The organism is Clostridium sartagoforme (assembly GCF_039521405.1).
In the GTDB taxonomy this organism is placed as follows: Bacteria; Bacillota; Clostridia; order Clostridiales; family Clostridiaceae; genus Clostridium; species Clostridium sartagoforme.
The window spans coordinates 123,371-149,197 of record NZ_BAAACH010000016.1 but is presented as its reverse complement, the minus strand read 5'-3'; the positions used below and the strand labels follow the sequence as shown (position 1 = coordinate 149,197).

The following is a 25,827-nucleotide window of genomic DNA, read 5'->3' as shown; positions in this document are numbered from 1 at the left end:
ATGAGGAGGTAAGAGATGTCAGGATTATTTTCAACATTCAATGTGGCTAAAAGAGGTATGAATGTACAACAAAAAAGCATAGATGTAACTTCTCATAATATTGCAAACTCTAATACTGTTGGATATTCAAGACAAAGAGCAAAGATAGAAACAACAAGACCTTATGGAGGAACTTCTATGGGGTCATCCGTCCAAGCAGGGCAACTTGGAACAGGAGCTCAAGTTCAAGCAATAGAGAGAGTTAGAGATAGTTTCTTGGATTATCAAGTAAGAAACGAAAATGCAGTTTTAGGAAAATATGATATGAGAAGTAATTTTCTTTATCAAGTAGAAAGTGTTTTTAATGAACCATCCGATACTGGGATTTCTACTTTAATGGGAAAGTTTTTTGATTCATTTCAAGAGCTATCGAAGCAACCTAACAGTTCAAATGCAAGGACTGTAGTAGCTCAACAAACAGCGGCTTTAGCAGATGCATTAAATGCAACTTATACAAAACTTGAGAATTTACAGACTAATGCTCAAGAGATGCTAAAGAGCTCTGTTACTGAGGTAAATAGTGTCTTAGAACAATTAGATAGAGTAAATCAAGAAATAATCAACGTAACCGTTGCAGGAAACACTCCAAATGATTTAATGGATAAAAGAGATACGTTATTAGATGAATTAAGTTATAAATTTGGCATTCAAGTGGATAAGAAAGAATTTAATGGAATAGATGTAAAACCAGTAGCAGATGGAAAAATAACGTCTCCAAATTTAGTAAACTCTAGTCCGAATGGAGATTTTAGTAGATTTTCTTATATAAGTAATGTTGAATTAGATTCAAGTGATTTATCGGGTAAGACGTATGTAGTTACATATTATAAAAATGGTGATATGAATAGTGAATCTAATAAACAAACTTTAAAAGTAACAAATTTAACACCAGAGCAAGCAAAAGAAATTAAAGATAATAGGGTTTTATGGGCTGATAAGACTGGACAAGCTGCTAAAGGAGATGGGTATCCAATAAGAGATGGAGAAACGATAAGTTCTTCACAACTTATGATATTTAAGCCTGAGACAGGTAGTATTAATGGGCTTGTATCAGTACAAAAAGACATAGAAGATTATATGAATCAACTAAATAAATTAGCTAAATCTATAGCATTTTCTGTAAATGCTGTTCATAGTGGAATTGAAGATCCACTAAACAATACAGCTGGACCTGAAAAAGATTTTTTACCATTTTTCGTAAATAAGGATATAGCAAGCTATAGAGCCAATGGGCTTTTACAAAATTTAGATGAAACATTACTATCAGAGCAAAATATAACAGCTAAGAATATATCTGTAAACAAAGAAATTCTAGAAGATGTAATGAAAATAAAAACTAGAACCCATGATGATTTATTTGCATATACCAATGAAAATAATTTTGATGGAGAAAGTGATGGAGCTAGAGCATTAGCAATAGCACAACTTAGAGATTCATTAATAAGAATTCAAGATATAGATGAAAAAGTAATTTCAAGAAAAGATATGTTCGATAAAAATAAAGGTGGAAGTACTCTTTCAAATAATGGATTAAAGCTAGAAAATAGTTCATCAGGAATGACTTTAAGTTCATATTTTAAAGATACTATTGATAGATTAGGAGTACAAGCTCAAGAAGCACAAAGAATGGTTACAAATCAAGAAGATTTATTATATAGTATAGAAGAAACAAGGGCTTCAGTATCAGGTGTATCCTTAGATGAAGAAATGGCAAATTTGGTACAATTCCAACATGCTTATAATGCAAATGCAAAAATAATAGCAACAGTAGATGAACTTTTAGATGTTATAGTAAATGGATTAAAGAGATAGGAGGGGAATAAATGAGAGTTACAAATCAGATGATGAGTAAAAGTTTTTTAAAAGATCTTAATAGAAATCAAAATTACATGAAAAGAATAAATGATCAGCTTACTTCTGGAAAGGAGATTAGAAGACCTTCAGATAACCCTTTTAAAGTTGCAAGAAGTATGCAGTTAAATTCAGATATAAACGCTAATACTCAATATAATGAAAATATAAAAGATACAATAAATTGGCTAGATACTACAGACACCGCCTTAGAACAACTAGGAAATAGCTTTCAAAGATTTAGAGAACTAATGGTTTCTGCTGGAAATGCAGCTTATGGAAGTGATGAAAAAAGAGCAATAAAAGATGAAATGAATGAAAAAGTGAATGAAATAGCTCAAATATTAAATACTAACTTTGATGGTAAATATATTTTTGGAGGAAGCAAAGGCAGTACAAAACCAATTGGAACTGATAAAAATATAATTACAGGAAATAATTCTCTTCATCTAAGTGGGAATAATGGAGAAGTTTTAAATATTGATAATTTAGATGAAGATGTACAAAATCAAATAAATATGATTAATAAAAAACTTGCTGTTGAAGTTTCACAAGGTGTTACAATGGATTATAATGTTTCAGCTACAGATATACTATTATTTAAAGATAAAAATGGAGCAAGTATTAATGTTATGGATTTATTAAAGGATATAACAAATAATGTGGCTTCAGAAAATCCACTAGATGGTGTGAAAATAACAAGCGAAAATCTGAAAGTTATGGATGAAACTGTATCTAATCTTTTAAGAATAAGAGCAGAAGTTGGTGCAAAACAAAATAGAATGGAATCTGCAGGAAGTCAAAATGAAGATCAAAATTTTAACTTAACAGATATATTATCACAAACAGAAGATATAGATCTTGCACAAAAAAACATAGAAGCGGCAGTTGCACAAAATGTATATATGGCTTCTCTTCAAGTAAGTGCAAAAATTATTCAACCTTCGCTTTTAGATTTCCTAAGATAGGAGATGATATAATATGGAATTGATATCACCAATACATGGAAAAATAATATATGAAAAGAATGAAATAATATATTTTGAAAAAGGATTACCAGGTTTTAGTGACTTGAAAAAGTATGTAATAAAACAAGTTGAAGAAGAAAGTCCTTTTAGTATTTTACAATCAATAGAAGATAAAGAAATAGGTTTTATAATTATTTCTCCATTTTTTATAAAAGATAACTATGAAATAGAAATAAGTGATGAAATAATAAAGAACTTAAAGCTTGAGGGGTCAGATGAAGCACTTTTATACTCAATAGTTACACTTAATTCAAAAGTAGAAGAAATAACAGCAAATTTAAAGGCGCCTTTAGTAATAAATATAAAAAACAAAAAAGGGGAACAATATATTTTAGATAAGGAAATGTACGGAATAAAGGAAAAAGTTTTTAATAGGTAAGAGGGAATAGGTAACATGGGACAGATAATAAGTAACAGGTAATAGGTACAATTAATAATTAACGATTAATAATTTATGAAATGATTCAGCTGCTGAATTAAGAACATTTCTAAACTCCTTAGGAGTTTAACCTATAATTGTAAACTGTGAACTGAAGAAAGGTGTGTTAAGTTTGTTAGTTATAACAAGAAAAAAAGGGGAGTCTATTTTAATAGGTGATGATATAGAAATATCTATTTCAAAAATAGAAGATGGTAGTGTTAAGTTAGCAATAAAGGCACCTAAAGAAATGACTATTTTAAGAAAAGAACTTTATGAAGAAGTTCAAAATCAAAATAAGGAAGCAACAAAAATGAATGTTAATATAAATTTACTTAAAAATTTGGGTAAAAAGTAGTTTATTTAATTGATAATTAAAGATTAACAATTTAGGAAATAATTCTGCTGTGCTGAATTAAGAACATTTCTAAACTCCATAGGGGATTAATCTATAATTTTCAATTATTCATTATTAATTATCAATTACTAAAAGGGGGAGGTGGAGTTGTATGGAAATAAAGGTTACAAGTCAAGGAGGACAAGCTAACCTAAATACAGTACAGAATAAAGAGGTTAACAAGCTTTCAGTAAACAAGGATGTAGTTGAGGCTATAACAAATAAAAATAAAGGATACAGAGAAGAAGATTTATCAAAAGCTGTAGATAAATTAAATAAATTTCTAAAAGATGAGCATACATATGCGGAGTATTCTATCCATGAAAAGCTTGGAGATGTAATGGTAAAAATAATAAATCAAGATACAAAAGAAGTTATAATGGAATGTCCACCAAAAAAAATACTAGATTTAGTTGCAAAGATGATGGAACTAGTAGGTGTTGCAATAGATAAAAAAGCTTAATAGGAGGATGAATCTATGAATTTCTTACTTAATAAAATTGATAATGATATTAGGAAAAAAATTTACGAAAAAACTAAAGATGGTAAGGTTCATAGAAAATCTGATATAAAGATTAATAAAGATAGTGAAAAGCAAAAGAAAAAATTCTTTAATGAATATGTTGAAGCTGAAAAAGAACAAGCGAAGAAAAAGAAAATTACTATTAATGCAACAAAATTAGATAAATCTAATATAAGCTTATATGGAGAAAAAGAAGAAAACTTAAATGCAATGGGTTATGGCACATTTTTAGATGTTAAAAAGTAGGAGGAAATAAAGAATGTATGGTAATAATGCATTAAATGTATACAAAAATAATAGCGTAAACTACGCATCAAAAGAACAATTACTATTAATGTTGGTAGATGGAGCTGTAAAATTTGCTAAAATGGCTAAGCAAGCTTTAGAAGATAAGAATGTAATTGAAAGTCATAAAAACTTAGTTAAAGTTCAAGATATATTTACAGAACTTATGATAAGTTTAGATAAGAATGCAGGAGACTGGGCAAATCAAATATACAAAGTGTATGATTTTATAAAAACAAGATTATTTGAAATAAATTTAAAAAAGGATGCTGAAATGTTGGAGGAGCTTATGCCAGTTATTGAAGATGTTAGGGATATATGGCATGAAGCATACGAAATATCTAGAAAATCTAGATAATTTATAAATATGAATTATGTATTATTAATTTAAAATCGGGGGTGTTTAAGTGAGGATAACAGGACTTGCAACGGGTTTGGACATGGATCAAATAGTTACAGATTCCATGAAGCCTTATAGAATAAAAATAGACAAAAAAGGGCAACAAAAAGAAATACTTGAAATAAAACAAAAACTTTATAGAGAAATAGTAAAAGATTCTAGAGAGCTTTACAATAAATATTTTGATATAACAAAAAGTGATAGTTTGTTATTAAGTAAAAATTGGTCAACTACTAAGTTTACTTCTTCAAATGAAAATTTAGTTTCAGTTACAGGTAGCAGCACTGCAAAGATAGATAACTACACTGTAACTGGTAAAAATGCAAAGGCTAACCAAAAATCAGTTACAGAAGGTATAAATGAAGGTGATAAGTTACTAATTAATGGAGAGGAGTTTACATTAAAAGGTGATACTGTAAGAGAAAGAGCCAACAATTTAAATAATCAACTTAAGGCAAAAGGAATTAATGTAAGTGTAAAATATACTGATTTTGCATCTACTACTGGAACTAATAAAAGTGGATTTGTTTTTGAATCTACTGTTTTAGGAAAAGATAGTAATTTTACTATAGGGGGTAGCTTTGGTAATAATATAGGAACTGTTGAAAAGGGAATTGATGCAACGGCCTCAACTATAGCAAAAGACAATGGAAGTAAGTTTACTATTGAAGATTTAAAAAATGCAGTAGGAATTATTAAAATTGGTGATAAAGAAGTTGAAATAGAACTTAATGATACTCTTGCTAATTCAGATATAGAAAAACTACTTCAAGATAAATTAAAGGAATATAACTTAACAGCAAAGGTTAGTGAGACTGGAGAGATTACTTTTGAAACTACTGTATTAGGTAGTAAGGTAGATGATCCTAAACTATCAATAGGTAATGTGGTGGGGAAACTTACTAATGGAATAGATGCTACATTTACAAAAAATACCATTGATTTAACTGTAGATGATATTTCAGGAAAGATGATTTCTATAAACGGCAACTTAGTTGATTTAACTGGAAAAATAACTGAAAATGAAATTTCTGATCATATAAATAAAGTATTAAAAGATCAAGGAATAGCTATCACAGCTAGCTTCGAAACTGGGAAAGTTATATTAACATCAAATGTAGCAGGAGCTAGTAAAGAAGTTAATGTTAAAATAGCAGGAAGTGGAGTAGAATTAGCTACCGGAGGGCAAGATGCTGAAATTGTAATCAAAAATAGTACTGGTGGGATTTATACTCATAATGGTATAAGTAATTCTATTACTTTAGATGGAGTAACATTTAAGTTTAATGGTGATATACCTGAAAATAGTTCTATAACTATAAATGGTAAAGTAGATGTAACAGAAACTAAGGAGAAATTAGTTAAATTTATTAATGATTATAATACTTTAATTGAAAAGTTAAATAAATTGACCACTGAAAAAAGAAATAGAAATTTTGATCCTTTAACAGCAGATCAAAAGAAAGAGATGTCTGAGAATGAAATAAAGCTTTGGAATGAAAAAGTAGAAAAAGGTCAACTTAGTAGAGATACTGATTTAACTAGAATAGCAAATAGTTTGAAAAATTCTATGAGAACATTAGTAGATGGGTCTGGTCTTAATTTAGAGAAAATAGGTATAAAACCTGTTTCAGATTATCAAGGAACTAAAAATGGGACTTTTACTATAGATGAAAATACATTAACAAAAGCTTTAGAAGAAAACTCAGAAGAAGTAATGAATTTATTTATAAAATCAAAACCTACAGATGAAAATCTTTCGGATTCTCAAAAATACTCCAAAACAGGTTTGATACAAAGAATAAAAGATATTATATATAACGAAACTATGACTTCAACCTCTAATTTCCTGAAAAAAGTAGGGTATGAAGGTACAGTTACAGCATATAACAATACTTTAACTAGATCAATTGAAGAATATGAGAAAAAGATGGCTGATATGGAAATAGATTTTGCTAGAAGAGAACAAGCCTTATATTCAAAGTATTCTACTTTAGAAACTATTATGAATAAATATAATTCTCAGCAAAGTTATTTAACGCAACAATTGGGAATGGGTTAAAACTATGTTAGAAAATATATTAGAAGAATATAAAATTATAACAGAATATATAATACAAAATATCAGTAATGATGATAAAGATTTAAATAATCTTATGGATAAACGAGAAGCATTAATTAATGAGTTATTTAAGCATGAAAATATAAATGTTAAAGAAGTAAAACAAGTATATATATCAAAAGGATTATTAGAACTTGATAAAAAATTAAAAAATTCTATACAGGAAGAACAGATAAAAGTGAAAGAAGAAATAAAAAAACTTCATAAAATTAAAAATGCTAACAATGCTTATGAAAAAAATAGAAAAATAAATAATTTTTTTAATATAAAAATATAAAAAAAATATAAAAACTATAAAGTTAAATAAAATGACACGATATATATAATATAAGCTTAAGCAACTTAAACTCTATATAGAGAATTTCTCCACCTTAAGTGGTAGGAGTTCAATAAATATATGACAAGGATGTCAATTTAAAAATCAAGGAGGAATTTATTATGATAATTAATCACAATATGAATGCATTAAATGCACACAGAAACATGACAGGAAACACAGCAACAGCTGGTAAGTCAATGGAAAAATTAAGCTCAGGTTTAAGAATAAACAGAGCAGGTGATGATGCTGCAGGACTTGCAATATCAGAAAAAATGAGAGGACAAATCAGAGGCTTAGATCAAGCAGCAAGAAACTCTCAAGATTCTATATCATTAATTCAAACAGCTGAAGGAGCTTTAAATGAAACTCATTCAATACTTCAAAGAATGAGAGAATTAGCAGTTCAAGGAGCTAATGATACAAATGTAACTGTAGATAGATCCGCTATAAAAGCAGAAATAGACCAATTAAGTTCAGAAATAACAAGAATATCAAGTCAAACAGAATTCAATGAACAAAAATTATTAGACAATAATTTTTCAGGAAAGCAATTCCAAGTTGGAGCTAATAAGGGACAAACTATAAGTTTATCAATTAGTGGTATGTCAGCTGCGAATCTAGGAGTAAATGCTTTAGCAGTTGATAATGTTGGAAATGCAAATACCGCAGTTTCAAATATAAGTGCAGCAATAACAAAAGTTTCAACAGAAAGATCAAAGCTTGGAGCATTACAAAACAGATTAGAACATACAATTAATAATTTAGGAACTGCATCAGAAAACTTAACAGCTGCAGAAAGTAGAGTAAGAGATGTTGATATGGCTAAAGAAATGATGACGTTCTCAAAGAATAACATATTACAACAAGCTGCACAAGCAATGCTTGCACAAGCTAATCAACAACCACAAGGTGTTCTTCAATTATTGAGATAAGCAGGGAACCAATTTTAAGCGTTAGCTAAAATTGTGTGAGTCACTTACTCCTTCCAAATATTCAGAAGGAGTTTCCCTTAATAAAGAAAACATATTTTATATAATATAATTAAAATTATGACAAGGATGTCAATTTAAAAATCAAGGAGGAATTTATTATGATAATTAATCACAATATGAATGCATTAAATGCACACAGAAACATGACAGGAAACACAGCAACAGCTGGTAAGTCAATGGAGAAATTAAGCTCAGGTTTAAGAATAAACAGAGCAGGTGATGATGCTGCAGGACTTGCAATATCAGAAAAAATGAGAGGACAAATCAGAGGCTTAGATCAAGCAGCAAGAAACTCTCAAGATTCTATATCATTAATTCAAACAGCTGAAGGAGCTTTAAATGAAACTCATTCAATACTTCAAAGAATGAGAGAATTAGCAGTTCAAGGAGCTAATGATACAAATGTAACTGTAGATAGATCCGCTATAAAAGCAGAAATAGACCAATTAAGTTCAGAAATAACAAGAATATCAAGTCAAACAGAATTCAATGAACAAAAATTATTAGACAATACTTTCGCAGGAAAGCAATTCCAAGTTGGAGCTAATAAGGGACAAACTATAAGTTTATCAATTAGTGGTATGTCAGCTACAAATCTAGGTGTAAATTCCTTAGCTGTTAGTGGTGTTGGAAGTGCAAATGCTGCAATTTCAAGTATAAGTGTAGCAATAACAAAAGTTTCAACAGAAAGATCAAAGCTTGGAGCATTACAAAACAGATTAGAACATACAATTAATAATTTAGGAACTGCATCAGAAAACTTAACAGCTGCAGAAAGTAGAGTAAGAGATGTTGATATGGCTAAAGAAATGATGACGTTCTCAAAGAATAACATATTACAACAAGCTGCACAAGCAATGCTTGCACAAGCTAATCAACAACCACAAGGTGTTCTTCAATTATTGAGATAAGCAGGGAACCAATTTTAAGCGTTAGCTAAAATTGTGTGAGTCACTTACTCCTTCCAAATATTCAGAAGGAGTTTCCCTTAATAAAGAAAACATATTTTATATAATATAACTAAAGTTATGACAAGGATGTCAATTTAAAAATCAAGGAGGAATTTATTATGATAATTAATCACAATATGAATGCATTAAATGCACACAGAAATATGACAGGAAACACAGCAACAGCTGGTAAGTCAATGGAGAAATTAAGCTCAGGTTTAAGAATAAACAGAGCAGGTGATGATGCTGCAGGACTTGCAATATCAGAAAAAATGAGAGGACAAATCAGAGGCTTAGATCAAGCAGGAAGAAATGCTCAAGATTCTATATCATTAATTCAAACAGCTGAAGGAGCTTTAAATGAAACTCATTCAATACTTCAAAGAATGAGAGAATTAGCAGTTCAAGGAGCTAATGATACAAATGTAAGTGTAGATAGATCAGCTATAAAAGCAGAAATGGAACAATTAAGTTCAGAAATAACAAGAATATCAGAACAAACAGAATTTAATGAGCAAAAATTATTAAATGGTAATATAACAGGAAAACAATTCCAAGTTGGAGCTAATAAGGGACAAACTATAAGTTTATCAATTACTAATATGTCAGCTGGAAGTTTAAGTATAACTGGTGCAAATATTGCTGTAACTAACACAACTGCTGCTAATAAAGCTATTTCTAATATAAGTGGTGCAATAACAAAGGTTTCAACAGAAAGATCAAAGCTTGGAGCATTACAAAACAGATTAGAACATACAATCAATAATTTAGGAACTGCATCAGAAAACTTAACAGCTGCAGAAAGTAGAGTAAGAGATGTTGATATGGCTAAAGAAATGATGACGTTCTCAAAGAACAACATATTACAACAAGCTGCACAAGCAATGCTTGCACAAGCTAATCAACAACCACAAGGCGTTCTTCAATTATTGAGATAATTAGAGAACAAAGTTTAAACTTTAGTTAAAACGTTATTTTGAAATGTTAATAATAAAATAAATAAAGCTAAAAGGGTATAATAATTTGATTATTATACCCTTTTGTTTTATATAAAGGTTTTTAATTAATATACGATAATAGAATCAAAGGTGAATTTTGTAGATTTAAATAGAATTTAAGGAGTTAATATATATGAAAAAGATTTTAAGTATATGCATGATGGTTAAAGATGAAGAAAAAAATATAAGAAGATGTTGTGAAAGTGTTAAAAATCTATGTAATAGTATTGCAGAACTAATAATTGTAGATACAGGTTCTAGTGATAATACAGTAAGCATAGCTAAGGAGTATACAGACAAAGTTTATTTTCATAAGTGGAATAATAACTTCTCAGAAATGAGAAATATAACTATTAGTTATGCAACAGGAGAATGGATATTTATTTTAGATGCAGATGAAGAAGTTTTAGAAGAAGATAAACTAAAAAAATATCTTTTAGATAAAAATATTAATAAAAATAATACAATAATTTGCAACATAAGAAATTATAATGATTTAAATGATGAAAGCACTGTAGCTATAACACCATCACCTAGATTCTTTAAAAATGATGGGGAGTTTAAGTACTTAGGGTCTGTACATAATCAACCAATTTATAAAAATCCAATACATAAAATTAACTTATATATAAATCATTATGGATATAATGTTAAAGATAAAGAACTTATGGAAAAAAAATTTATACGAACAAAGGGTATATTAGAAAAGGAATTGAAAAGTGATCCTGAAAATATATATTACATTTTTCAATTAGGTGTAAGCTATGATATGCATAATGAATCTGCAAAGGCCTATGATATTTTTAAAAGAGCCTATGATATATTAAGTAGAAAGTCTAATAATGAAAAATATAAAAATAGTTATCTATATGGAGCGTTTTCAAGATGTGCAAATATAGTTAGAAAATTTGAAGTTTCAAGGGAAATATGTACAGAGGGTATAACTGTTAGGAATGATTATATAGATTTATATTATTTACGAGGAATAAATAACTTTATGTTATTTAATTATAAAGAAGCTATTATGGATTTTGAAAAATATTTTGATTTGTTAAGTAGATTTGATAAATTAGAGATTTCACAAGATTTATCTATAAGTTCTTATAATATAGAAGATGGATTTCAAAATACAGCTAGGATAAATTTAATATCCTGCTATTTAAAAGAAAAGGAATATAAGAAAGCTTTAGTAGAAATAGATAAACTTAAAAACATTGGGGATAAAAGAGTATGTATTAATGCAATAATAGAATATTTAAAACAAGAAGATATTTTAGAACTTTATAAAAAAATGGATTTTAACAATAGACAAATGATTTCAGAAATAATAGAAAATAAATATATAGAAAGTAATAAAGATTTAAATAAAAACATTAGGTATGAATTATCTAAAATTAATGATATTTATGGTGATTATAATAAAATATTAATTGAAGAAGATATAGATAAAAAGAATGAATTAATTAATAACTTTTTAAGCTTACATGATTTGAATAATAATGAAAGTTTTTATTCAATGATAATAGAAATTAGTATAAACAATGATATTGATATAAGTGATTTTTTGAAAAAAATAAGTTTTAAAAGCAACTCTAAATTTATTCAATATTTAATTAATAAAAAATCCGTAGATAATAATAATTTTATTGAAGCTATGACTGATAAGATTAAAACTGGAGATTTATCACAAATAAAGTTTTTTAATAATTATTTATATGAATTTCTACTGGCTAATAAAGCTGATGCAAATATACAAGTGATTATTAAATATATTTTGTTAAATATAAAATATATAACGTCAATTTATAAAGAAGAAGTACTTTTAGCAGAAAATATGTATTTATTAACAGATAGAGAAAGATTTTGTCTTTATATTTATGAGGCATTCAATTATAAAAATACTGATGTTAAACATTCTGTTGATTTACTTAAAAATGCTTTAATTATTGAGCCGCAATTTAAGGATATTATTAAACTCTTAAGTAATATATTTATTGAAAATTCCTTTATTAATAATGAAATGGATCAATGTAAGAAACAATTTAAGAATATTATTTTGAATTTATTAATGGAAAATAAATTAGAGGAAGCAAAAAATAATATTAATGAATATAACAAGATACTAGATAGAGATGAAGATATTATTTTTTATGAGGAATATATTAATATACTTTATTAAAGGATATAGATTTACTTGTCAATAAAAACAGTTATTATGTAGAAAATCTCATAGAAACTTATTGATATTCTTTTATAAATAGCAACTGATATCGTGAAGCTTATAAATTGTGCAACGAATATAACCTTTTTAAGAAACAGATTAATATAATTGAAAATAATAATTTAAATAAATAATCATACCAAAAACAAGTGAAAAAGAGATAATAATTAAGAGGTAAGATATGATGGAGTTTGATATAGAAAAAATAAAAAATCAAATAAAGGAGTTAATAGAGCGTAATTATTACAAAGAGGCTATAGAATTTTTACAAGTATTAATTGAAGAAATACCTGAATGCATAGAATTTCACTCTATGTATGTAGTTTCATTAACAATGAAAGGGGATATTAGAAAAGCCATAGATATTGCCCAAAAAGGATTAGCGATTGATTTATATAATTTTGATCTACTATATAATTTAGCTTACTTATATATGAATAATAATGAACTTTCTAAAGCTTTAACTATGTATGAGGATGCACTTTCGTATTGTAATGAAATTGAAATTCAAGAAAATATTAAGGAGATTATTAGAAGTTTAGAGTGTGAATATAATATTGAAAAAGCAAAGAAGGTAGTATTTTTTTCAAAACCAGGTATGGATTCTTTTTTAAAAGATATAATAAAGGGATTAGATTCAGAATTTATATGTATTAAAATGGAGGTTAGTGCTAACAGATCTATAGATATTGGTATGGAGTGGGCTGATATATGTTGGTTTGAATGGTGCGATGAACTTATAGTTTATGGAAGTAAGAATTATTTAGCAAATGAAAAGAAAATTATATGTAGATTACATAGATATGAAGCTTTTACGAACTATCCAGAGAATGTTGTTTGGGAAAATGTAGATAAGCTTATAATAGTTACAGATCATATTAAAGGATTGTTAGTAAAAAAAATACCTAAAATTGAAGAAAGTGTAGATATTATCACTATATTCAATGGGGTAGATATGGCTAAATATAAATTAAAAGAGAGAAAATATGGATTCAATATTGCGTACGTGGGATATATACATAGTAGAAAGAATCCAACTTTACTTCTTCAAATAATTGATAAACTTGTTAAGATTGACAAAAAATATAAGCTCTATATTGCAGGCGAATTTCAAGATAGCTTAATTGAGCTATATTTTAATTATCAAATAGAACAAATGGGTTTACAGGAAAATGTGGTTTTTGAGGGGTGGCAGGATAATATAGATGAATGGTTACAAGATAAAAATTACATTTTATCTACTAGCATTCATGAAAGTTTTGGATATGGGATAGCAGAAGCTATGAGTAGAGGAATAAAGCCTATTATACATAACTTTATTTTTTCAAAAGAAATTTGGGGAGAAAATTATACTTTCAATACAGTTGATGAGGCCATCAATATGATAACGGATATGAATTATAATTCAAATGAATATAGAAAATTTATTGATGAAAATTATTCATTAGAAATACAAATAGAAAAAATAAAAACTACGTTAATTGAAATAAGTAGTGAAAATAATGTTCTTGAAAAAAACTTAGGAGATTATATAAAAAGGACAAGAACAAAACTAAGTGAAAGCTTAGGATTTCAAAAGATAAAAGAATTAACTATAGTAATTCCCACATATAATAGAGCTAAAATTTTAGAAGATGATTTAAAAAAAGGTTATAAATTAGGAGATCAAACTAAAATAGTTGTTGATGATTATTCAGATAAGAATCATAGAAAAGCTTTAAATGAGTTAAATGGATTTATGGGAATACAAAAAATAGTTTTTCATAATGAAAATAAGGGAGTTGCAGCATCTGTTAATACAGCTGTTAGCTTTGTTAAAACAAAGTATGTAACATTTCTAGGAGATGACGATATTATTCTTAGTTATGATGATAAAGAGTATAATGAAAACTTAAAACTATTAGATATAAATCATAATATAATTATTCCCAGATATGTTGTAAATTTAGATTCAGAAAATAAACTCTCACCAGGATATGATAGAGGAGAATTTGATGGAGTTACTAGTAGTGAAATTCTTAAAAACATTTTTTTTACAGGTGAAATGTATGTGTTTAATGCAGGGGCAATATACACTAAAGAAAATGTAGAAAAGTCGTTACCAAATGAAATTTTTAGAGTATCTGAAGATTATGTTATGTTAGCAAGAATTTTAGCAAGTAATCCATATAAAAAAATTAAAGTTTCAGAAGATTATATATATGTTAGAAGGATTTCTAATGATACTTTAAGTAAAACAATTAATTTTGAAAAATTATCACTTCATTTATTATCATTATTAATTTCAGGTTATTATTGTTTGAAAAATAGAATTTTAACTATTGATGAAGTTATAAATGCCATAAGACAAAGAGGCGAAGTTCTACAAAAACTTTATGGATATGGAGTTGATTTTTCAGAAATCATTATTATGTATATTAGAAATGAACTAGAGTTAAATGAGCTTTTAGAGATAATAAGAAAAAGAGACTTTATAAAAAATTTAACTGTTGAAAATATGCCTAAAGAGATGATAGAAATAAAAGAATGGATTTTAACTAATGAGGTGAGATTTTTATGATACGTATAGCACTTATTGGACTTGGAAATATGGGGAAATTACATTTAAAAAATATTCTTAAGTTAGAGAGTGAAAAAATATGTAAGCTTACATGTATATGTGATAATAATAAGGAATTAACAGATGAATTTGTAAAGAAACTTAAAGTTAACGCTTATTATAGTGTAGAAGATATGATAAAGGATGATAAATTTGATGCAGCTATAATTGCAACTACATCTTCTGAACACTTCTTTATAGCTAAGTTATTAATTAATAATAACAAGCCTGTACTAATTGAAAAACCTATAGTAGTTTCGCTTTCACAAGCTGAAGAACTTTATAAGCTATCTAAAGAGAAAAAAGTTCTTATTTCAGCTGGATATACGGAAGTTTATAACAGTACCACTATTGGAGTAAAAAAATATTTGAATGATCATAAGGGATTTAGTATTATTGATTTTTATAGAATAGGACAAAAAAGTAAAAGAAATGATACAAAAGATATTGATGTAATTCAAGATTTGATGACTCATGATTTAGCAGTATTATCTGAAATAATAGATTTAAATAAAATTGTAGATATACAAGGAAATATTTCCTCTTATAATAAAAATAGTAATAAATATGATATTTCAAATATTAGTGTAATGTTTGATAATGGTTCAATTGCAAGATTTTTATGTGATAGGGGAGGAAGTATAAAAATAAGAAAATTTAATATTTCAAATGATGAAGTATTTGGAGAGTTTGATTTTATGAACCAGACTGCTAATATAATGAAAAAAGGAAATATAGAGGCTTTTGGAGAGAATATATGGTATTCTCAAAATTATGATATGATAAAAATACGATATTCAAATAATCCCTTATATGACGAAATATTAGATTTTATTTTAGCTGTAAAAAATAATACTGAAACTAAAGTATCTAAAAAATGGTTTGATATTACTGAAACTATCGAAAGGATACGAAATACTGTGGAGAAGTTAATATAAAGTAATAAGTTATAAAGGACGTGTTTAAATGAAAATTAGTGAATGTTTAAATTTTCTTGGTAATTTAGAAATAAAATATGATGGAGAGTTTGAAACTTTTGGATTAATTGATACTAAAATAGGTAAAAAGGTAATTTCATTTATTGAGGATGGAAAGTATATTGATAAAATTTCAAGTGATATATCATGTTTATTTATAAGGAAGGAGATGCTAGATTGTTTTTCTTTTGAGGGGTTTGGAATCATAATTTGTGACAATCCTAAATATGAGTTTTATAAACTTCATAATAAGTTATGCGATAGTAATTTTGATTATAAGAGAATGATATATAGTACAATAATTGATGATGATTGTATAATAAGTGATAAAAGTATTATATCAAATAATAATGTTACTATTGGTAAAAATGTTGTTATTGAGGAAAATGTAATTATAAGGGAAAATGTTAAAATTGGTGATAATTCAATAATAAGAGCTGGTAGTATAATTGGGGGAGAAGGCTTTTTATTTAATAAGGCTAATAATAAAGGAATATTTCCAGGTAAACACGCTGGCGGAGTAATAATAGGTAATAATGTAGAAATACAATATAATTGTTGCATAGATAGAGCAATATTTCCATGGGACAACACTATAATTGATGACTTTACTAAGATTGATAATCTTGTACACATTGGACATTCTGCCAAAATAGGTAAAAGGTGTTTATTTCCTGCAAATTCTAGAATAGGTGGGTACACAGTAATAGGAGATGATAATTGGATTGGGTTAGGAGCTACAGTGTCAAATAATCTTGTTATAGGAAATGAAACGAGAGTAAGTATAGGTTCAGTTGTTACAAAAAATGTTGATGATGGAAAGAAAGTAAGTGGCAATTTTGCAATTGATCATTCCAAATTCTTAGACTTTATAAGAAAAATACGTTAAGATATTTACAGATAGTAAAGTTAATTATTTATAAATATAACTATTTGATAAATGATTTAACGGTAAGATTAAAGATAGTTGTATTTAAGAATATAAGTAGGGAAATAATAAAATCTTTATCTAAAATAATAGGGGATTAATAGATAGGCTCGGCGGAAAAAATAATTTAAATGAAACAGAGGTAGCTATGATATCAATTTGTATGATAGTAAGAGATGAAAGTAAAGTTTTAGCAAAATGTTTAGAAAGTATAAAAGATTATAATTTTGAAATTGTAATTGTTGATACTGGTTCAATAGATAATACTAAAGAAATAGCTAGGCGATATACAAAAAATGTATATGATTTTAAATGGTGTAATGATTTTAGTAAAGCTATAAATTTTTCAATTAGTAAAGCTAATAATAAGTATGTTTTGGTGTTAGCTGCAGATGAAATTGTAATAAACTTAGATAAAGAGCAATTGGGAAAAAAAATACTTGATAGAGCTAACGAAGTAGGAAGAATAAATATAAAAAATGAGTACTTAAGAAACGGCAATAAATTTGTATATACTGATTATGTAAGTAGAGTTTTTGATAAAGATAAATATGAATATAATGGATGTATACATGAACAAATAGTAAGGAAAGATGGTAATGGATATAAAACATACAAATTACCAGTAACAATTAATCACTTAGGATATGATAATGACGAAATAAGTAGAAAAAATAAAATAAGTAGAAATATTCAATTATTAAAGGCATCCTTAATGAGTAATGATAGTGATCCTTATATATACTATCAATTAGGTAAAAGTTACTATATGGATGGGAATTATAATGAGGCAAAAATCAATTTTGAAAAAGCACTAGGTTTTAATTTAGACACTAAATATGAATATGTTCAAGACTTAGTAGAAAGTTATGGTTATTCCTTAATTAATATAGGTGAATATAAAGAATCTATAAAACTTTTAAATTTATATGAAGAATTTAAAAATTCAGCAGATTATATATTTTTAGCAGGTCTTATATATATGAATAATGGATTGTTCATTGAAGCCATAACTGAATTTCAGAATTCTAAAAAGATAGAAATATGCAAGATGGAGGGTGTTAATGATTATCTTGCAAATTATAATATAGGTGTTATATTTGAGTGTTTAGGTAATAAAGAAAAAGCTGTAGAGTTTTATTATATGTGTAAAAATTATGATAAGGCTTTAGAAAGAATAAGTTTTCTGGAAAAGTGATATAAATTTTAATAGAATAAATTCTTAAGATAATGATCATATTCTGTTGTTAAAGTTAATAAATAATATTTACATAACAATGTATAAATTTTCTTTATATTAGTTAAAGATAATATAAGATATAACGATATATAAAGTAATTAGATAATAGTTTAGGAGAGATATTATGAGATTAAATCAAAATATGGAATCTTTAAATGTATATAGAAATTATAAGAAGAATTTAACGGTTCAAGCAGCAACTTTAAATAGAATAAGTACAGGAAGTAAGATTAATTCAGCTAAGGATAATCCTAATAAACTAGGGGTAAGCGAAGGTCTTAGAATGCAAATAAGAAGTCTTCAAATGGCTGAAAAAAATATTCAAGATGGTGTTTCCATGATGCAAACTGTTGATGGAGCTTTATCAACAATTAGTGAATCTTTAATTAGAATAAAAGAATTAACAGTTCAAGCTGGTGGGGCACAAAATAATAGTGACTTAGAAATAATTCAAGAAGAAATTGATCAGCTAAAAGAACATATTGATTATACAGTAAATAATTCAGAATTTAATGGAGTAAAATTATTAAACTCTGAAAAAGTTACTAACAATGATTATCCTAAATATTTAAATCATATGGTAGGAGCTAATACTGAGGAGGAAATAAATATACCTGTATTTAATGTTAATACAACTATGCTTATAGATCCAGAAGGAAATTCGTTAAAAAATATCAATGTAACTAATATAAATGAACTGGATAAGAATTTAAAAGTTGTAGATTCAGCAATAGAAAGTATAAACTCGGTGAGAAGCCGGTATGGAGCAATTCAAAATAGAATGGATACATCAGCTCAAAATTTGAATGGAAGTTCTTTTAACTTAGAAACTGCAGAAAGTAGAATACGAGATTCTGATATAGCATTAGAAATGGCTGAGTATGCAAGAACATCAATATTACATGAAAGTTCAATAGCATTAATGCAACAAACTAACAAATTTCCACAAGATGTATTAAGAATTCTTGAAAATTTAAAATAATTTATCGACAGAGGATTATAAAAAATCCTCTGTTTTTTTTGTTTTTTATAAATATATAAAAAAAAATGTAGTATGTTAACAAAAATAATGTATAAATATGTAATAAAATATATAAAATAGGCATTTTGAGTGTTTACATATAAGTAATGTAAAATTTTGCGAAGGATTTTTTGAAAAATTATTATAGAAAAATAATTTATATTAAACTATAATACTAGTATGTAGAATTTTAATTAAATATACAGGCAAGTATAAAAAATAAAATTATTTTATGGTATTATATAGAAATAAAATGAAAAATTTGTAGTTTTAGGAGAGGTATTATGAATATATATAATGATAGCACAATGAAATTTATAAAGTATGGTTTAGATGCATCAGCATTAAGAGAAAAGGTTATAGCAAATAATATGGCAAATATTAATACTAAAGATTTTAAAAAGTCATATGTTTCTTTTGAAGAAAATTTAAACAAGGCAACTGGTGAACTTTCATTAAAAAGAACTAAAAGCCAACATTTAAGTGGAAGCTCAGATGATTCTTTAATTAGTGTTAAAGAAGATAATAGTACAAGCATGAGAAGTGATGGGAATAATGTGGATATGGATTTAGAAAAAGTAAATCAAGCTGCTAACACTTTAATGTATAATGCTTTAATAACTCAAGCAAATTCCAAATTAAGTATGACTAAAAGTGTTATATCAGGAGGTGGAAATTAAGCATGGGACTTTTTAATACTATGAGAATAAGTGCAAGTGGTCTTTCAGCAGAAAGATTAAGAATGGATACAATAACATCGAATATAACTAATGCAACAACTACAAGAGGTGAAGATGGAAAACCTTATGTAAGAAAAATTGCAGTATTTCAAGAAAATTTAGATGAAGCCAAGAAGCTTAATGGTGTTAAGGCTGTTGGAATAGTAAATGATGAATCACCACTTAAGAGTGTATATGATCCTACACATCCAGATGCTGATGAAGAGGGCTATGTTTTAATGCCTAATGTTAATTTACTTAATGAAATGGCAGATATGATAGCAGCTTCAAGAGCTTATGAAGCTAATGTTGATACATTGAATGCTTCAAAAAGTATGTTTACTAAAACACTAGAACTAGGAAGGTAGGATGATATATGATAATTAATAATTTTATTCCAACTGAAAAAATATTTGAGAATAGCATAAATTCCAATAGTAGTAATAAAACAAACTCTATAGAAGGCAGCTTTCAAAATATATTAAAAGATAATTTAGATAAGTTAAATGAAAAACAAGTTGAAGCAGATAATATGACAAGTGAGTTTGTTTCAGGAGGAGAAGTTGATCTTCATGAAATGATTCTTGGCATGGAAGAAGCTAAAATGTCACTTCAATTAGCAATACAAGTAAGAAATAAAGTTGTTGAAGCTGTACAAGAATTAACAAGAATGCAATTGTAATAAGTAAGGAGTGCTATTAATGGATAAGCTAAAGGAAAGCTTTGGTAAGCTGAAGGAGAAGTTTAAATCCTTTAGTAAAGGAATAAAGATAGCAATAATAGCTACATTGGTAACGGTAATTATTGCTATAGGATCTTTATTTTTTTATAATTCAGCTACTAAATATAAAGTTTTATTTTCTAACTTAGAAGCAAGTGATGCACAACTTGTAACAAGTAAATTAAAAGAAAAAAAAGTGGACATGAAAATTGAAGGGGAAACAATAATGGTTCCCAAAGAATCAGTTGATGAATTAAGGCTAGAACTTGCTCCAGAACTTTCAGGGGGAAGCACTGGATATGAGTTAATGGATAGTGGAAATTCTTTTGGAATGACGGATGAAGAATTTAAATTAAAGAAGTTGAGAATGCAACAAGGAGAGCTTGAGAAAACTATAAAAAGCTTTTCACAAGTAGAGACGGTAAGAGTACATATAACTCCATCAAAGGATTCTGTTTTTGTAGAAGATAAAGAACCGGGAAAAGCTGCTGTATATATAAAGTTAGTTCCAGGTAATAAATTAAGTAGAGAACAAGTAGAATCAATAGTTGCACTTGTTTCAGGAAGTACTGAAAATGTACCTAAAGAGAATATCGAAGTAATGGATAATGATATGAATCTTCTAACTAAGGATTTAAACAACACAGAAAGTGCAGAAGTAAGTTCAGATTCTGTAGAAAAACAATTTAGTTTAGAAAAAAAATATGAAGAAGATATACAAAAGTCTATTGTTGAGCTTTTAGAACCAGTTGTTGGAAAAAATAAGGTTAAAAGCTCTGTTAATGTCGAGCTAGATTTTGATTCAAAGCAAAAGACAGAAACTATAATAGACCCTAATAAGGTTATAATTAGCCAAGAAACCATTAAAGAAAATAATACAACTGGCTCAGGAGAGAATAGTGGAGCTCCTGTAGATAATAATATGCAAAACACAATAGATGATGGAGCAACTGGAGGAACATCTTCAAGAGAAGAAGTTAAAACCAATTATGAAGTTGGAAAAACAGAAACTAAAACTATTAGTGCTCCAGGAGAAGTAAAAAGACTTACGGCATCTGTATTTGTAGATGGAAACTTAGATGCAAATGTACAAGCAGCTATTGAAAAATCTGTATCAAATGCCATTGGTATAAGTACAGAAAGAGGAGATAATGTATCAGTAGTTGGAATGACTTTTGATCCAGTAACAAAGGAAGAAGCACAAAAAGAATTTGATGCAATAAATGAATTATTAGCAAAAGAAAAAAGAAATAAAATAATATTATACTCAAGTTTAGGAGTATTAGCACTTATTTTGGTTATAATAAGCTTAATTTTAATTAGAAGAAAATCTAAGAGTAAAAAAGAGGAAAAAGAGAGTCTGTTAGATGTTGTTATAGATGATAGAGTTTCAAGAGAAAATACTGAAAAGTTTGATCCAATTAACTTTGAAAGTATAAATCCAAAGGCGCATATTGAAAATGAGATAAAGAAATATGCAACAGATAAACCAGATCAAGTTGCAGATATAGTAAAATCTTGGCTAGCAGATAATGAGAGGTGATAAAATGGCAAGAGATTCATCAAAATTAAATGGAGTACAAAAGGCGGCTATATTATTTATAACTTTAGGCCCTGAGGCGTCATCAGCCATTTTAAAAAAACTTCCTGAACCAGAGATACAAAAAATAACATATGAAATAGCTAACATATCTTCAGTTACATCAGAGCAAAGACAAACTATATTAGATGAATTTTTAGAAATGAATAAGGCTAGAGATTATATAATAGAAGGTGGAATTGAATATGCAAGAACCCTATTATCAAAAGCTTTAGGAACTCAAAGGGCAAATGAGATATTGGGGAAAGTTACGGAAGCTACACAGCAATATAGACCATTTTCTATAGCAAGAAAAGCTGATGCTCATCAACTTTTGAATGTTATAAGTTATGAGCATCCACAAACAATAGCTTTAATTCTTTGCTACCTTCAACCAGATAAGGCAGCGCAAGTTTTAGCTGAATTACCTGAGGATATACAAAGTGAAGTTGCATATAGAATTGCAACTATGAGCAATACTTCACCAATGGTAATAAAAGAAATAGAAAAAGTTCTAGAAAGTAAATTAAGTAATGTTGTTAGAAGTGAAATGACAGCCCTTGGAGGAGTTGAGACTTTAGTTGATATTCTAAATCAAGTTGATAGAACAACAGAAAAGAATATTACTGAAAGCTTAGAAAGAGAAGATGCAGAACTTGCAGATATAATTAAAAGCTCAATGTTTGTATTTGAAGATATTATCACTCTTGATGATGTATCAATTCAAAGAATTCTTAGAGAAGTTGATGGAAAAGAACTTGCACTTGCTCTTAAAGGATGTTCTGATGAAGTTGCAAACACTGTTTATAGAAACCAATCTAAGAGAGCTGCAGCTGCTTTAAAGGAAGATATGGAATTCTTAGGTCCGGTAAGACTTATGGATGTAGAAAAAGCACAGCAAAAAATTGTTTCTATAATTAGAAGGTTAGATGAAGCCCAAGAAATAATAATTTCAAGAGGTGGAGAAGATGCAATTATATTATAATCTTATAAAAAATGAATCTACTAAGGAAACATCAAAAAAGAAAATAGAAACTAATTATGTAACTAAAGTTGAAGTTTTAGAAGAAGAAAGTCAGTTAGAGAGAAAATCAATTGAGGATGAAATAAGAAAAAGTTATGAAAACTTAGGAGCTAATATTTTAAAAAAAGCTAAGACTGAAGCAGAAGAACTTCTTATGCAAACTAGGAAGAATATTATAGAAATTGAAAAGAAGGCTTATGAAGAAGGTTATAACCAAGGAAAAGAAAATGGCTTTGAAGATGGATATAAAGAAGGTTTAGAAAAAATAAAGATAGAAACAGAATTAATGGTAAAAGAAAATATAGAAAAGTCAGAAAAAATATTGAAGTATGCAAATATTGAATATAAAGACTATTTACTAAACAAAGAGAAAGATATTATTAAACTTGCATATGAAATGGCTAGAATAATAGCCAAAAAAGAATTGCAAGAATCTGATGGCATTACATCTTTAATTGAAGATGTCTTAAAAGATGCTAAAGGAGAAGAAAACATAATAATAAGATGTAATCAAGATCATATTAAGGCAATTGAAGAAAAAAGAGATTACTATAAGAAAGCTTATGCTATAAAAGGTGAAATATTTATACTTGAGGATCCTTTGATGAAAAGTGGAAATGCAATTATAGAAAAGGATACTGGAAGAGCTATAGTTGGGTTAGATATTGCTTTAGAAAAACTTGAAGAAGCATTATTTAAGTAATAATTAGGTGAAGATATGATAAATATAGATTTTGATTTATTAAATAAAAAAGTAAAAGAAGCTAATACTTATTATTTAGAGGGTACAGTTAAGCAAATAATAGGGCTTACGGTTGAAGTTCAAGGAGTTAAGGCTTTCGTAGGAGAACTTTGTACTATATATAATCAGGATAATCTTCCAATTAAATGTGAAGTTGTAGGTTTTAGAGAAGATGCTGTATTATTAATGCCTCTTGGAGAGCTTATAGGAATATCACCAGGATGTAGGGTAGTACCTGAAAGAAGGCCGCTAGAAGTGAAGTGCTCTGATGATTTATTAGGGAAAATACTTGACGGTTTAGGAAATCCACTTGAGGGAGAGGGGATTTTTCAAGGTGAAGAATATCCTTTGGAAAACCAACCTCCAGATCCATTGAAACGAAAAAGAATAACAGAAATTCTTCCAACAGGAGTAAGAGCAATAGATGGGTTTTTAACTGTTGGAGAAGGTCAAAGAATAGGTATTTTTGCAGGCTCAGGTGTTGGTAAAAGTACAACTCTAGGGATGATTGCAAGAGAAGCAGAAGCTGATATAAATGTAATATCTCTTATTGGAGAAAGAGGTAGAGAAGTATTAGAATTTATTGAAAAAGATTTAGGTCCTGAAGGTATGAAAAAATCGGTTGTTATATGTGCAACTTCAGATAAGCCAGCTTTAATAAGAATTAAAGGGGCATTAACAGCTACAGCTATAGCTGAATACTTTAGAGATAAAGGTAAAAAAGTAATCTTGATGATGGATTCAGTAACAAGATTTGCAATGGCACAAAGGGAAGTGGGACTAGCTATAGGAGAGCCGCCAGCTCAAAAGGGATATACTCCATCAGTATTTGCTAAATTACCTAAGCTTATGGAAAGGCCAGGAACATCAGAAAAAGGCTCTATAACAGCCTTTTATACAGTCTTAGTTGATGGAGATGATTTTAATGAGCCAATTGCAGATGCCGTAAGAGGTATATTAGATGGACATATAGTTTTATCTAGATCATTAGCACACAAAAACCATTATCCAGCAATAGATATATTAAATAGTGTTAGTAGACTTATGCCGAACATAGCAACTGATCCACATAAAGAAGCGGCTTCAATAGGAAGAGATCTACTTGCAACATATAAGGATGCAGAGGATTTAATAAATTTAGGAGCTTATGTTAAGGGAAGTAATAAAAAGATAGATTTATCAATTCAATATAATGATAGATTAAAGGGCTATTTAAAACAAAAAATAGAGGAAAAGTCCGATTTTAACACTTCCTTAGAGCAACTCCTTTCAATGTTTAGAAATTAAAAGGAGAGGTGATTATGTCAGAAAAATTTAAATTTAGTTTAGAAAAACTCCTTGAAATAAGAATAGAAAAAGAAGATGAAAGTAAAAGATTATTCACTAAGACACAAAGAGAAAAGCAAAACACAGAAGAGAGATTAAATGTTCTTAAAAATAATTATGAAAAGTATAGTGGAATAAATAAAGGTGAAACTTTAGCTTATCAAAAAATAAAAAGAAATTATTTGTTTGCTTTAGATAAGGGGATAGTCCAAACTCAAAAAGACTTACATATAAAAATAAAAGAACTTGATATAAGAAGAGAAGATTTACTTAAAAAGCAAATAGAAAGAAAGACTGTAGACATATTGAAGGAAAGAAAAACTTCAGAGTTTTATAAAGAACAAGAAAGAAAAGAGCAAATATTTAATGATGAACTTGCCTTATATGCATATATGAGAAAACAGTGAA

26 protein-coding genes are annotated in these 25,827 nt (G+C 27.7%); all 26 read left to right on the top strand.

All coding sequences use genetic code 11. The features are described 5' to 3' along the window. Positions 1–15 precede the first annotated feature (15 nt). The 26 genes from flgK (at position 16) to fliJ (ending at position 25,826) form a co-directional block, all read left to right on the top strand. A complete protein-coding gene (gene flgK, locus ABDZ60_RS08210; RefSeq protein WP_343777430.1) occupies positions 16–1,851 on the top strand; it encodes a flagellar hook-associated protein FlgK in 1,836 nt (611 codons plus the stop codon). An 11-nt stretch (positions 1,852–1,862) separates the two neighbouring features. Then, a complete protein-coding gene (flgL, locus tag ABDZ60_RS08205; protein WP_343777428.1) occupies positions 1,863–2,858 on the top strand; it encodes a flagellar hook-associated protein FlgL in 996 nt (331 codons plus the stop codon). A 13-nt stretch (positions 2,859–2,871) separates the two neighbouring features. Then, positions 2,872–3,297, top strand: a complete 426-nt coding sequence (fliW, locus tag ABDZ60_RS08200) for a flagellar assembly protein FliW (RefSeq protein ID WP_343777426.1) — start codon at positions 2,872–2,874, stop codon at positions 3,295–3,297. Between the two features lie 172 nt (positions 3,298–3,469). Continuing rightward, a complete protein-coding gene (gene csrA / locus ABDZ60_RS08195; RefSeq protein ID WP_343777424.1) occupies positions 3,470–3,694 on the top strand; it encodes a carbon storage regulator CsrA in 225 nt (74 codons plus the stop codon). A 151-nt stretch (positions 3,695–3,845) separates the two neighbouring features. After that, positions 3,846–4,196, top strand: a complete 351-nt coding sequence (locus ABDZ60_RS08190) for a flagellar protein FlaG (RefSeq protein ID WP_343777422.1) — start codon at positions 3,846–3,848, stop codon at positions 4,194–4,196. Positions 4,197–4,211: 15 nt separating this feature from the next. Continuing rightward, positions 4,212–4,502 (top strand): hypothetical protein, encoded by a 291-nt coding sequence (locus tag ABDZ60_RS08185; RefSeq protein ID WP_343777421.1) that lies wholly within the window; start codon positions 4,212–4,214, stop codon positions 4,500–4,502. 13 nt (positions 4,503–4,515) lie between these two features. Continuing rightward, positions 4,516–4,899 carry a flagellar export chaperone FliS gene (gene fliS / locus ABDZ60_RS08180; RefSeq protein WP_343777419.1) on the top strand — a complete coding sequence of 128 codons (384 nt, stop codon included), beginning with the start codon at positions 4,516–4,518 and terminating at the stop codon, positions 4,897–4,899. Positions 4,900–4,948: 49 nt separating this feature from the next. Then, positions 4,949–7,003 (top strand): flagellar filament capping protein FliD, encoded by a 2,055-nt coding sequence (gene fliD, locus ABDZ60_RS08175; protein ID WP_343777417.1) that lies wholly within the window; start codon positions 4,949–4,951, stop codon positions 7,001–7,003. A gap of 4 nt (positions 7,004–7,007) precedes the next feature. Further along, positions 7,008–7,340 carry a flagellar protein FliT gene (locus ABDZ60_RS08170; protein ID WP_343777415.1) on the top strand — a complete coding sequence of 111 codons (333 nt, stop codon included), beginning with the start codon at positions 7,008–7,010 and terminating at the stop codon, positions 7,338–7,340. A gap of 161 nt (positions 7,341–7,501) precedes the next feature. After that, complete coding sequence (locus ABDZ60_RS08165) at positions 7,502–8,314, top strand: flagellin N-terminal helical domain-containing protein (protein ID WP_343777413.1); 813 nt, start codon at positions 7,502–7,504, stop codon at positions 8,312–8,314. A 158-nt stretch (positions 8,315–8,472) separates the two neighbouring features. After that, positions 8,473–9,285 carry a flagellin N-terminal helical domain-containing protein gene (locus ABDZ60_RS08160; RefSeq protein ID WP_343777412.1) on the top strand — a complete coding sequence of 271 codons (813 nt, stop codon included), beginning with the start codon at positions 8,473–8,475 and terminating at the stop codon, positions 9,283–9,285. A gap of 158 nt (positions 9,286–9,443) precedes the next feature. Continuing rightward, a complete protein-coding gene (locus ABDZ60_RS08155) occupies positions 9,444–10,262 on the top strand; it encodes a flagellin N-terminal helical domain-containing protein (RefSeq protein WP_343777411.1) in 819 nt (272 codons plus the stop codon). A gap of 193 nt (positions 10,263–10,455) precedes the next feature. Then, on the top strand, positions 10,456–12,501 hold the full coding sequence (locus ABDZ60_RS08150; RefSeq protein ID WP_343777409.1) for a glycosyltransferase: 2,046 nt from the start codon (positions 10,456–10,458) through the stop codon (positions 12,499–12,501). 223 nt (positions 12,502–12,724) lie between these two features. Continuing rightward, complete coding sequence (locus ABDZ60_RS08145) at positions 12,725–15,103, top strand: glycosyltransferase (protein WP_343777407.1); 2,379 nt, start codon at positions 12,725–12,727, stop codon at positions 15,101–15,103. Next, positions 15,100–16,080: a Gfo/Idh/MocA family protein gene (locus tag ABDZ60_RS08140; protein ID WP_343777405.1), complete on the top strand. Its 981-nt coding sequence runs from the start codon at positions 15,100–15,102 to the stop codon at positions 16,078–16,080. Before ABDZ60_RS08145 ends, ABDZ60_RS08140 begins: the two co-directional genes overlap by 4 nt. 28 nt (positions 16,081–16,108) lie before the next feature. After that, entirely contained in the window at positions 16,109–17,008 is a 900-nt protein-coding gene (locus ABDZ60_RS08135) for a UDP-3-O-(3-hydroxymyristoyl)glucosamine N-acyltransferase (protein WP_343777403.1), read from the top strand. 187 nt (positions 17,009–17,195) lie between these two features. Next, positions 17,196–18,245 (top strand): glycosyltransferase, encoded by a 1,050-nt coding sequence (locus ABDZ60_RS08130; RefSeq protein WP_343777401.1) that lies wholly within the window; start codon positions 17,196–17,198, stop codon positions 18,243–18,245. A 166-nt stretch (positions 18,246–18,411) separates the two neighbouring features. Continuing rightward, entirely contained in the window at positions 18,412–19,269 is an 858-nt protein-coding gene (locus ABDZ60_RS08125; protein WP_343777399.1) for a flagellin N-terminal helical domain-containing protein, read from the top strand. Between the two features lie 323 nt (positions 19,270–19,592). Continuing rightward, positions 19,593–19,988 carry a flagellar basal body rod protein FlgB gene (gene flgB, locus ABDZ60_RS08120; protein ID WP_343777397.1) on the top strand — a complete coding sequence of 132 codons (396 nt, stop codon included), beginning with the start codon at positions 19,593–19,595 and terminating at the stop codon, positions 19,986–19,988. A gap of 2 nt (positions 19,989–19,990) precedes the next feature. Further along, on the top strand, positions 19,991–20,395 hold the full coding sequence (flgC, locus tag ABDZ60_RS08115) for a flagellar basal body rod protein FlgC (RefSeq protein ID WP_047001609.1): 405 nt from the start codon (positions 19,991–19,993) through the stop codon (positions 20,393–20,395). 8 nt (positions 20,396–20,403) lie between these two features. After that, a complete protein-coding gene (fliE, locus tag ABDZ60_RS08110) occupies positions 20,404–20,709 on the top strand; it encodes a flagellar hook-basal body complex protein FliE (RefSeq protein ID WP_016206592.1) in 306 nt (101 codons plus the stop codon). 19 nt (positions 20,710–20,728) lie between these two features. Further along, a complete protein-coding gene (gene fliF, locus ABDZ60_RS08105) occupies positions 20,729–22,291 on the top strand; it encodes a flagellar basal-body MS-ring/collar protein FliF (protein ID WP_343777393.1) in 1,563 nt (520 codons plus the stop codon). Between the two features lie 4 nt (positions 22,292–22,295). Beyond that, entirely contained in the window at positions 22,296–23,312 is a 1,017-nt protein-coding gene (fliG, locus tag ABDZ60_RS08100; protein WP_016206590.1) for a flagellar motor switch protein FliG, read from the top strand. Next, a complete protein-coding gene (locus ABDZ60_RS08095) occupies positions 23,296–24,054 on the top strand; it encodes a FliH/SctL family protein (protein WP_016206589.1) in 759 nt (252 codons plus the stop codon). The genes fliG and ABDZ60_RS08095 overlap by 17 nt, the downstream gene beginning before the upstream one ends. A gap of 15 nt (positions 24,055–24,069) precedes the next feature. Next, the gene (gene fliI / locus ABDZ60_RS08090) at positions 24,070–25,380 is read left to right on the top strand and encodes a flagellar protein export ATPase FliI (protein ID WP_343777392.1); all 1,311 of its coding nucleotides are present in this window, start codon (positions 24,070–24,072) and stop codon (positions 25,378–25,380) included. Positions 25,381–25,394: 14 nt separating this feature from the next. Continuing rightward, a complete protein-coding gene (gene fliJ, locus ABDZ60_RS08085) occupies positions 25,395–25,826 on the top strand; it encodes a flagellar export protein FliJ (protein ID WP_047001606.1) in 432 nt (143 codons plus the stop codon). The last annotated feature ends 1 nt before the right edge of the window (position 25,827 follow it).

What these genes read in the sequence shown, in the direction of transcription:
- flgK (WP_343777430.1), top strand. Translation starts at nt 16, where the DNA reads ATGTCAGGATTATTTTCAACATTCAATGTGGCTAAAAGAGGTATGAAT.
- flgL (WP_343777428.1), top strand. Translation starts at nt 1,863, where the DNA reads ATGAGAGTTACAAATCAGATGATGAGTAAAAGTTTTTTAAAAGATCTT.
- fliW (WP_343777426.1), top strand. Translation starts at nt 2,872, where the DNA reads ATGGAATTGATATCACCAATACATGGAAAAATAATATATGAAAAGAAT.
- ABDZ60_RS08190 (WP_343777422.1), top strand. Translation starts at nt 3,846, where the DNA reads ATGGAAATAAAGGTTACAAGTCAAGGAGGACAAGCTAACCTAAATACA.
- ABDZ60_RS08185 (WP_343777421.1), top strand. Translation starts at nt 4,212, where the DNA reads ATGAATTTCTTACTTAATAAAATTGATAATGATATTAGGAAAAAAATT.
- fliS (WP_343777419.1), top strand. Translation starts at nt 4,516, where the DNA reads ATGTATGGTAATAATGCATTAAATGTATACAAAAATAATAGCGTAAAC.
- ABDZ60_RS08170 (WP_343777415.1), top strand. Translation starts at nt 7,008, where the DNA reads ATGTTAGAAAATATATTAGAAGAATATAAAATTATAACAGAATATATA.
- ABDZ60_RS08165 (WP_343777413.1), top strand. Translation starts at nt 7,502, where the DNA reads ATGATAATTAATCACAATATGAATGCATTAAATGCACACAGAAACATG.
- ABDZ60_RS08160 (WP_343777412.1), top strand. Translation starts at nt 8,473, where the DNA reads ATGATAATTAATCACAATATGAATGCATTAAATGCACACAGAAACATG.
- ABDZ60_RS08155 (WP_343777411.1), top strand. Translation starts at nt 9,444, where the DNA reads ATGATAATTAATCACAATATGAATGCATTAAATGCACACAGAAATATG.
- ABDZ60_RS08150 (WP_343777409.1), top strand. Translation starts at nt 10,456, where the DNA reads ATGAAAAAGATTTTAAGTATATGCATGATGGTTAAAGATGAAGAAAAA.
- ABDZ60_RS08145 (WP_343777407.1), top strand. Translation starts at nt 12,725, where the DNA reads ATGATGGAGTTTGATATAGAAAAAATAAAAAATCAAATAAAGGAGTTA.
- ABDZ60_RS08140 (WP_343777405.1), top strand. Translation starts at nt 15,100, where the DNA reads ATGATACGTATAGCACTTATTGGACTTGGAAATATGGGGAAATTACAT.
- ABDZ60_RS08135 (WP_343777403.1), top strand. Translation starts at nt 16,109, where the DNA reads ATGAAAATTAGTGAATGTTTAAATTTTCTTGGTAATTTAGAAATAAAA.
- ABDZ60_RS08130 (WP_343777401.1), top strand. Translation starts at nt 17,196, where the DNA reads ATGATATCAATTTGTATGATAGTAAGAGATGAAAGTAAAGTTTTAGCA.
- ABDZ60_RS08125 (WP_343777399.1), top strand. Translation starts at nt 18,412, where the DNA reads ATGAGATTAAATCAAAATATGGAATCTTTAAATGTATATAGAAATTAT.
- flgB (WP_343777397.1), top strand. Translation starts at nt 19,593, where the DNA reads ATGAATATATATAATGATAGCACAATGAAATTTATAAAGTATGGTTTA.
- flgC (WP_047001609.1), top strand. Translation starts at nt 19,991, where the DNA reads ATGGGACTTTTTAATACTATGAGAATAAGTGCAAGTGGTCTTTCAGCA.
- fliE (WP_016206592.1), top strand. Translation starts at nt 20,404, where the DNA reads ATGATAATTAATAATTTTATTCCAACTGAAAAAATATTTGAGAATAGC.
- fliF (WP_343777393.1), top strand. Translation starts at nt 20,729, where the DNA reads ATGGATAAGCTAAAGGAAAGCTTTGGTAAGCTGAAGGAGAAGTTTAAA.
- fliG (WP_016206590.1), top strand. Translation starts at nt 22,296, where the DNA reads ATGGCAAGAGATTCATCAAAATTAAATGGAGTACAAAAGGCGGCTATA.
- ABDZ60_RS08095 (WP_016206589.1), top strand. Translation starts at nt 23,296, where the DNA reads ATGCAATTATATTATAATCTTATAAAAAATGAATCTACTAAGGAAACA.
- fliI (WP_343777392.1), top strand. Translation starts at nt 24,070, where the DNA reads ATGATAAATATAGATTTTGATTTATTAAATAAAAAAGTAAAAGAAGCT.
- fliJ (WP_047001606.1), top strand. Translation starts at nt 25,395, where the DNA reads ATGTCAGAAAAATTTAAATTTAGTTTAGAAAAACTCCTTGAAATAAGA.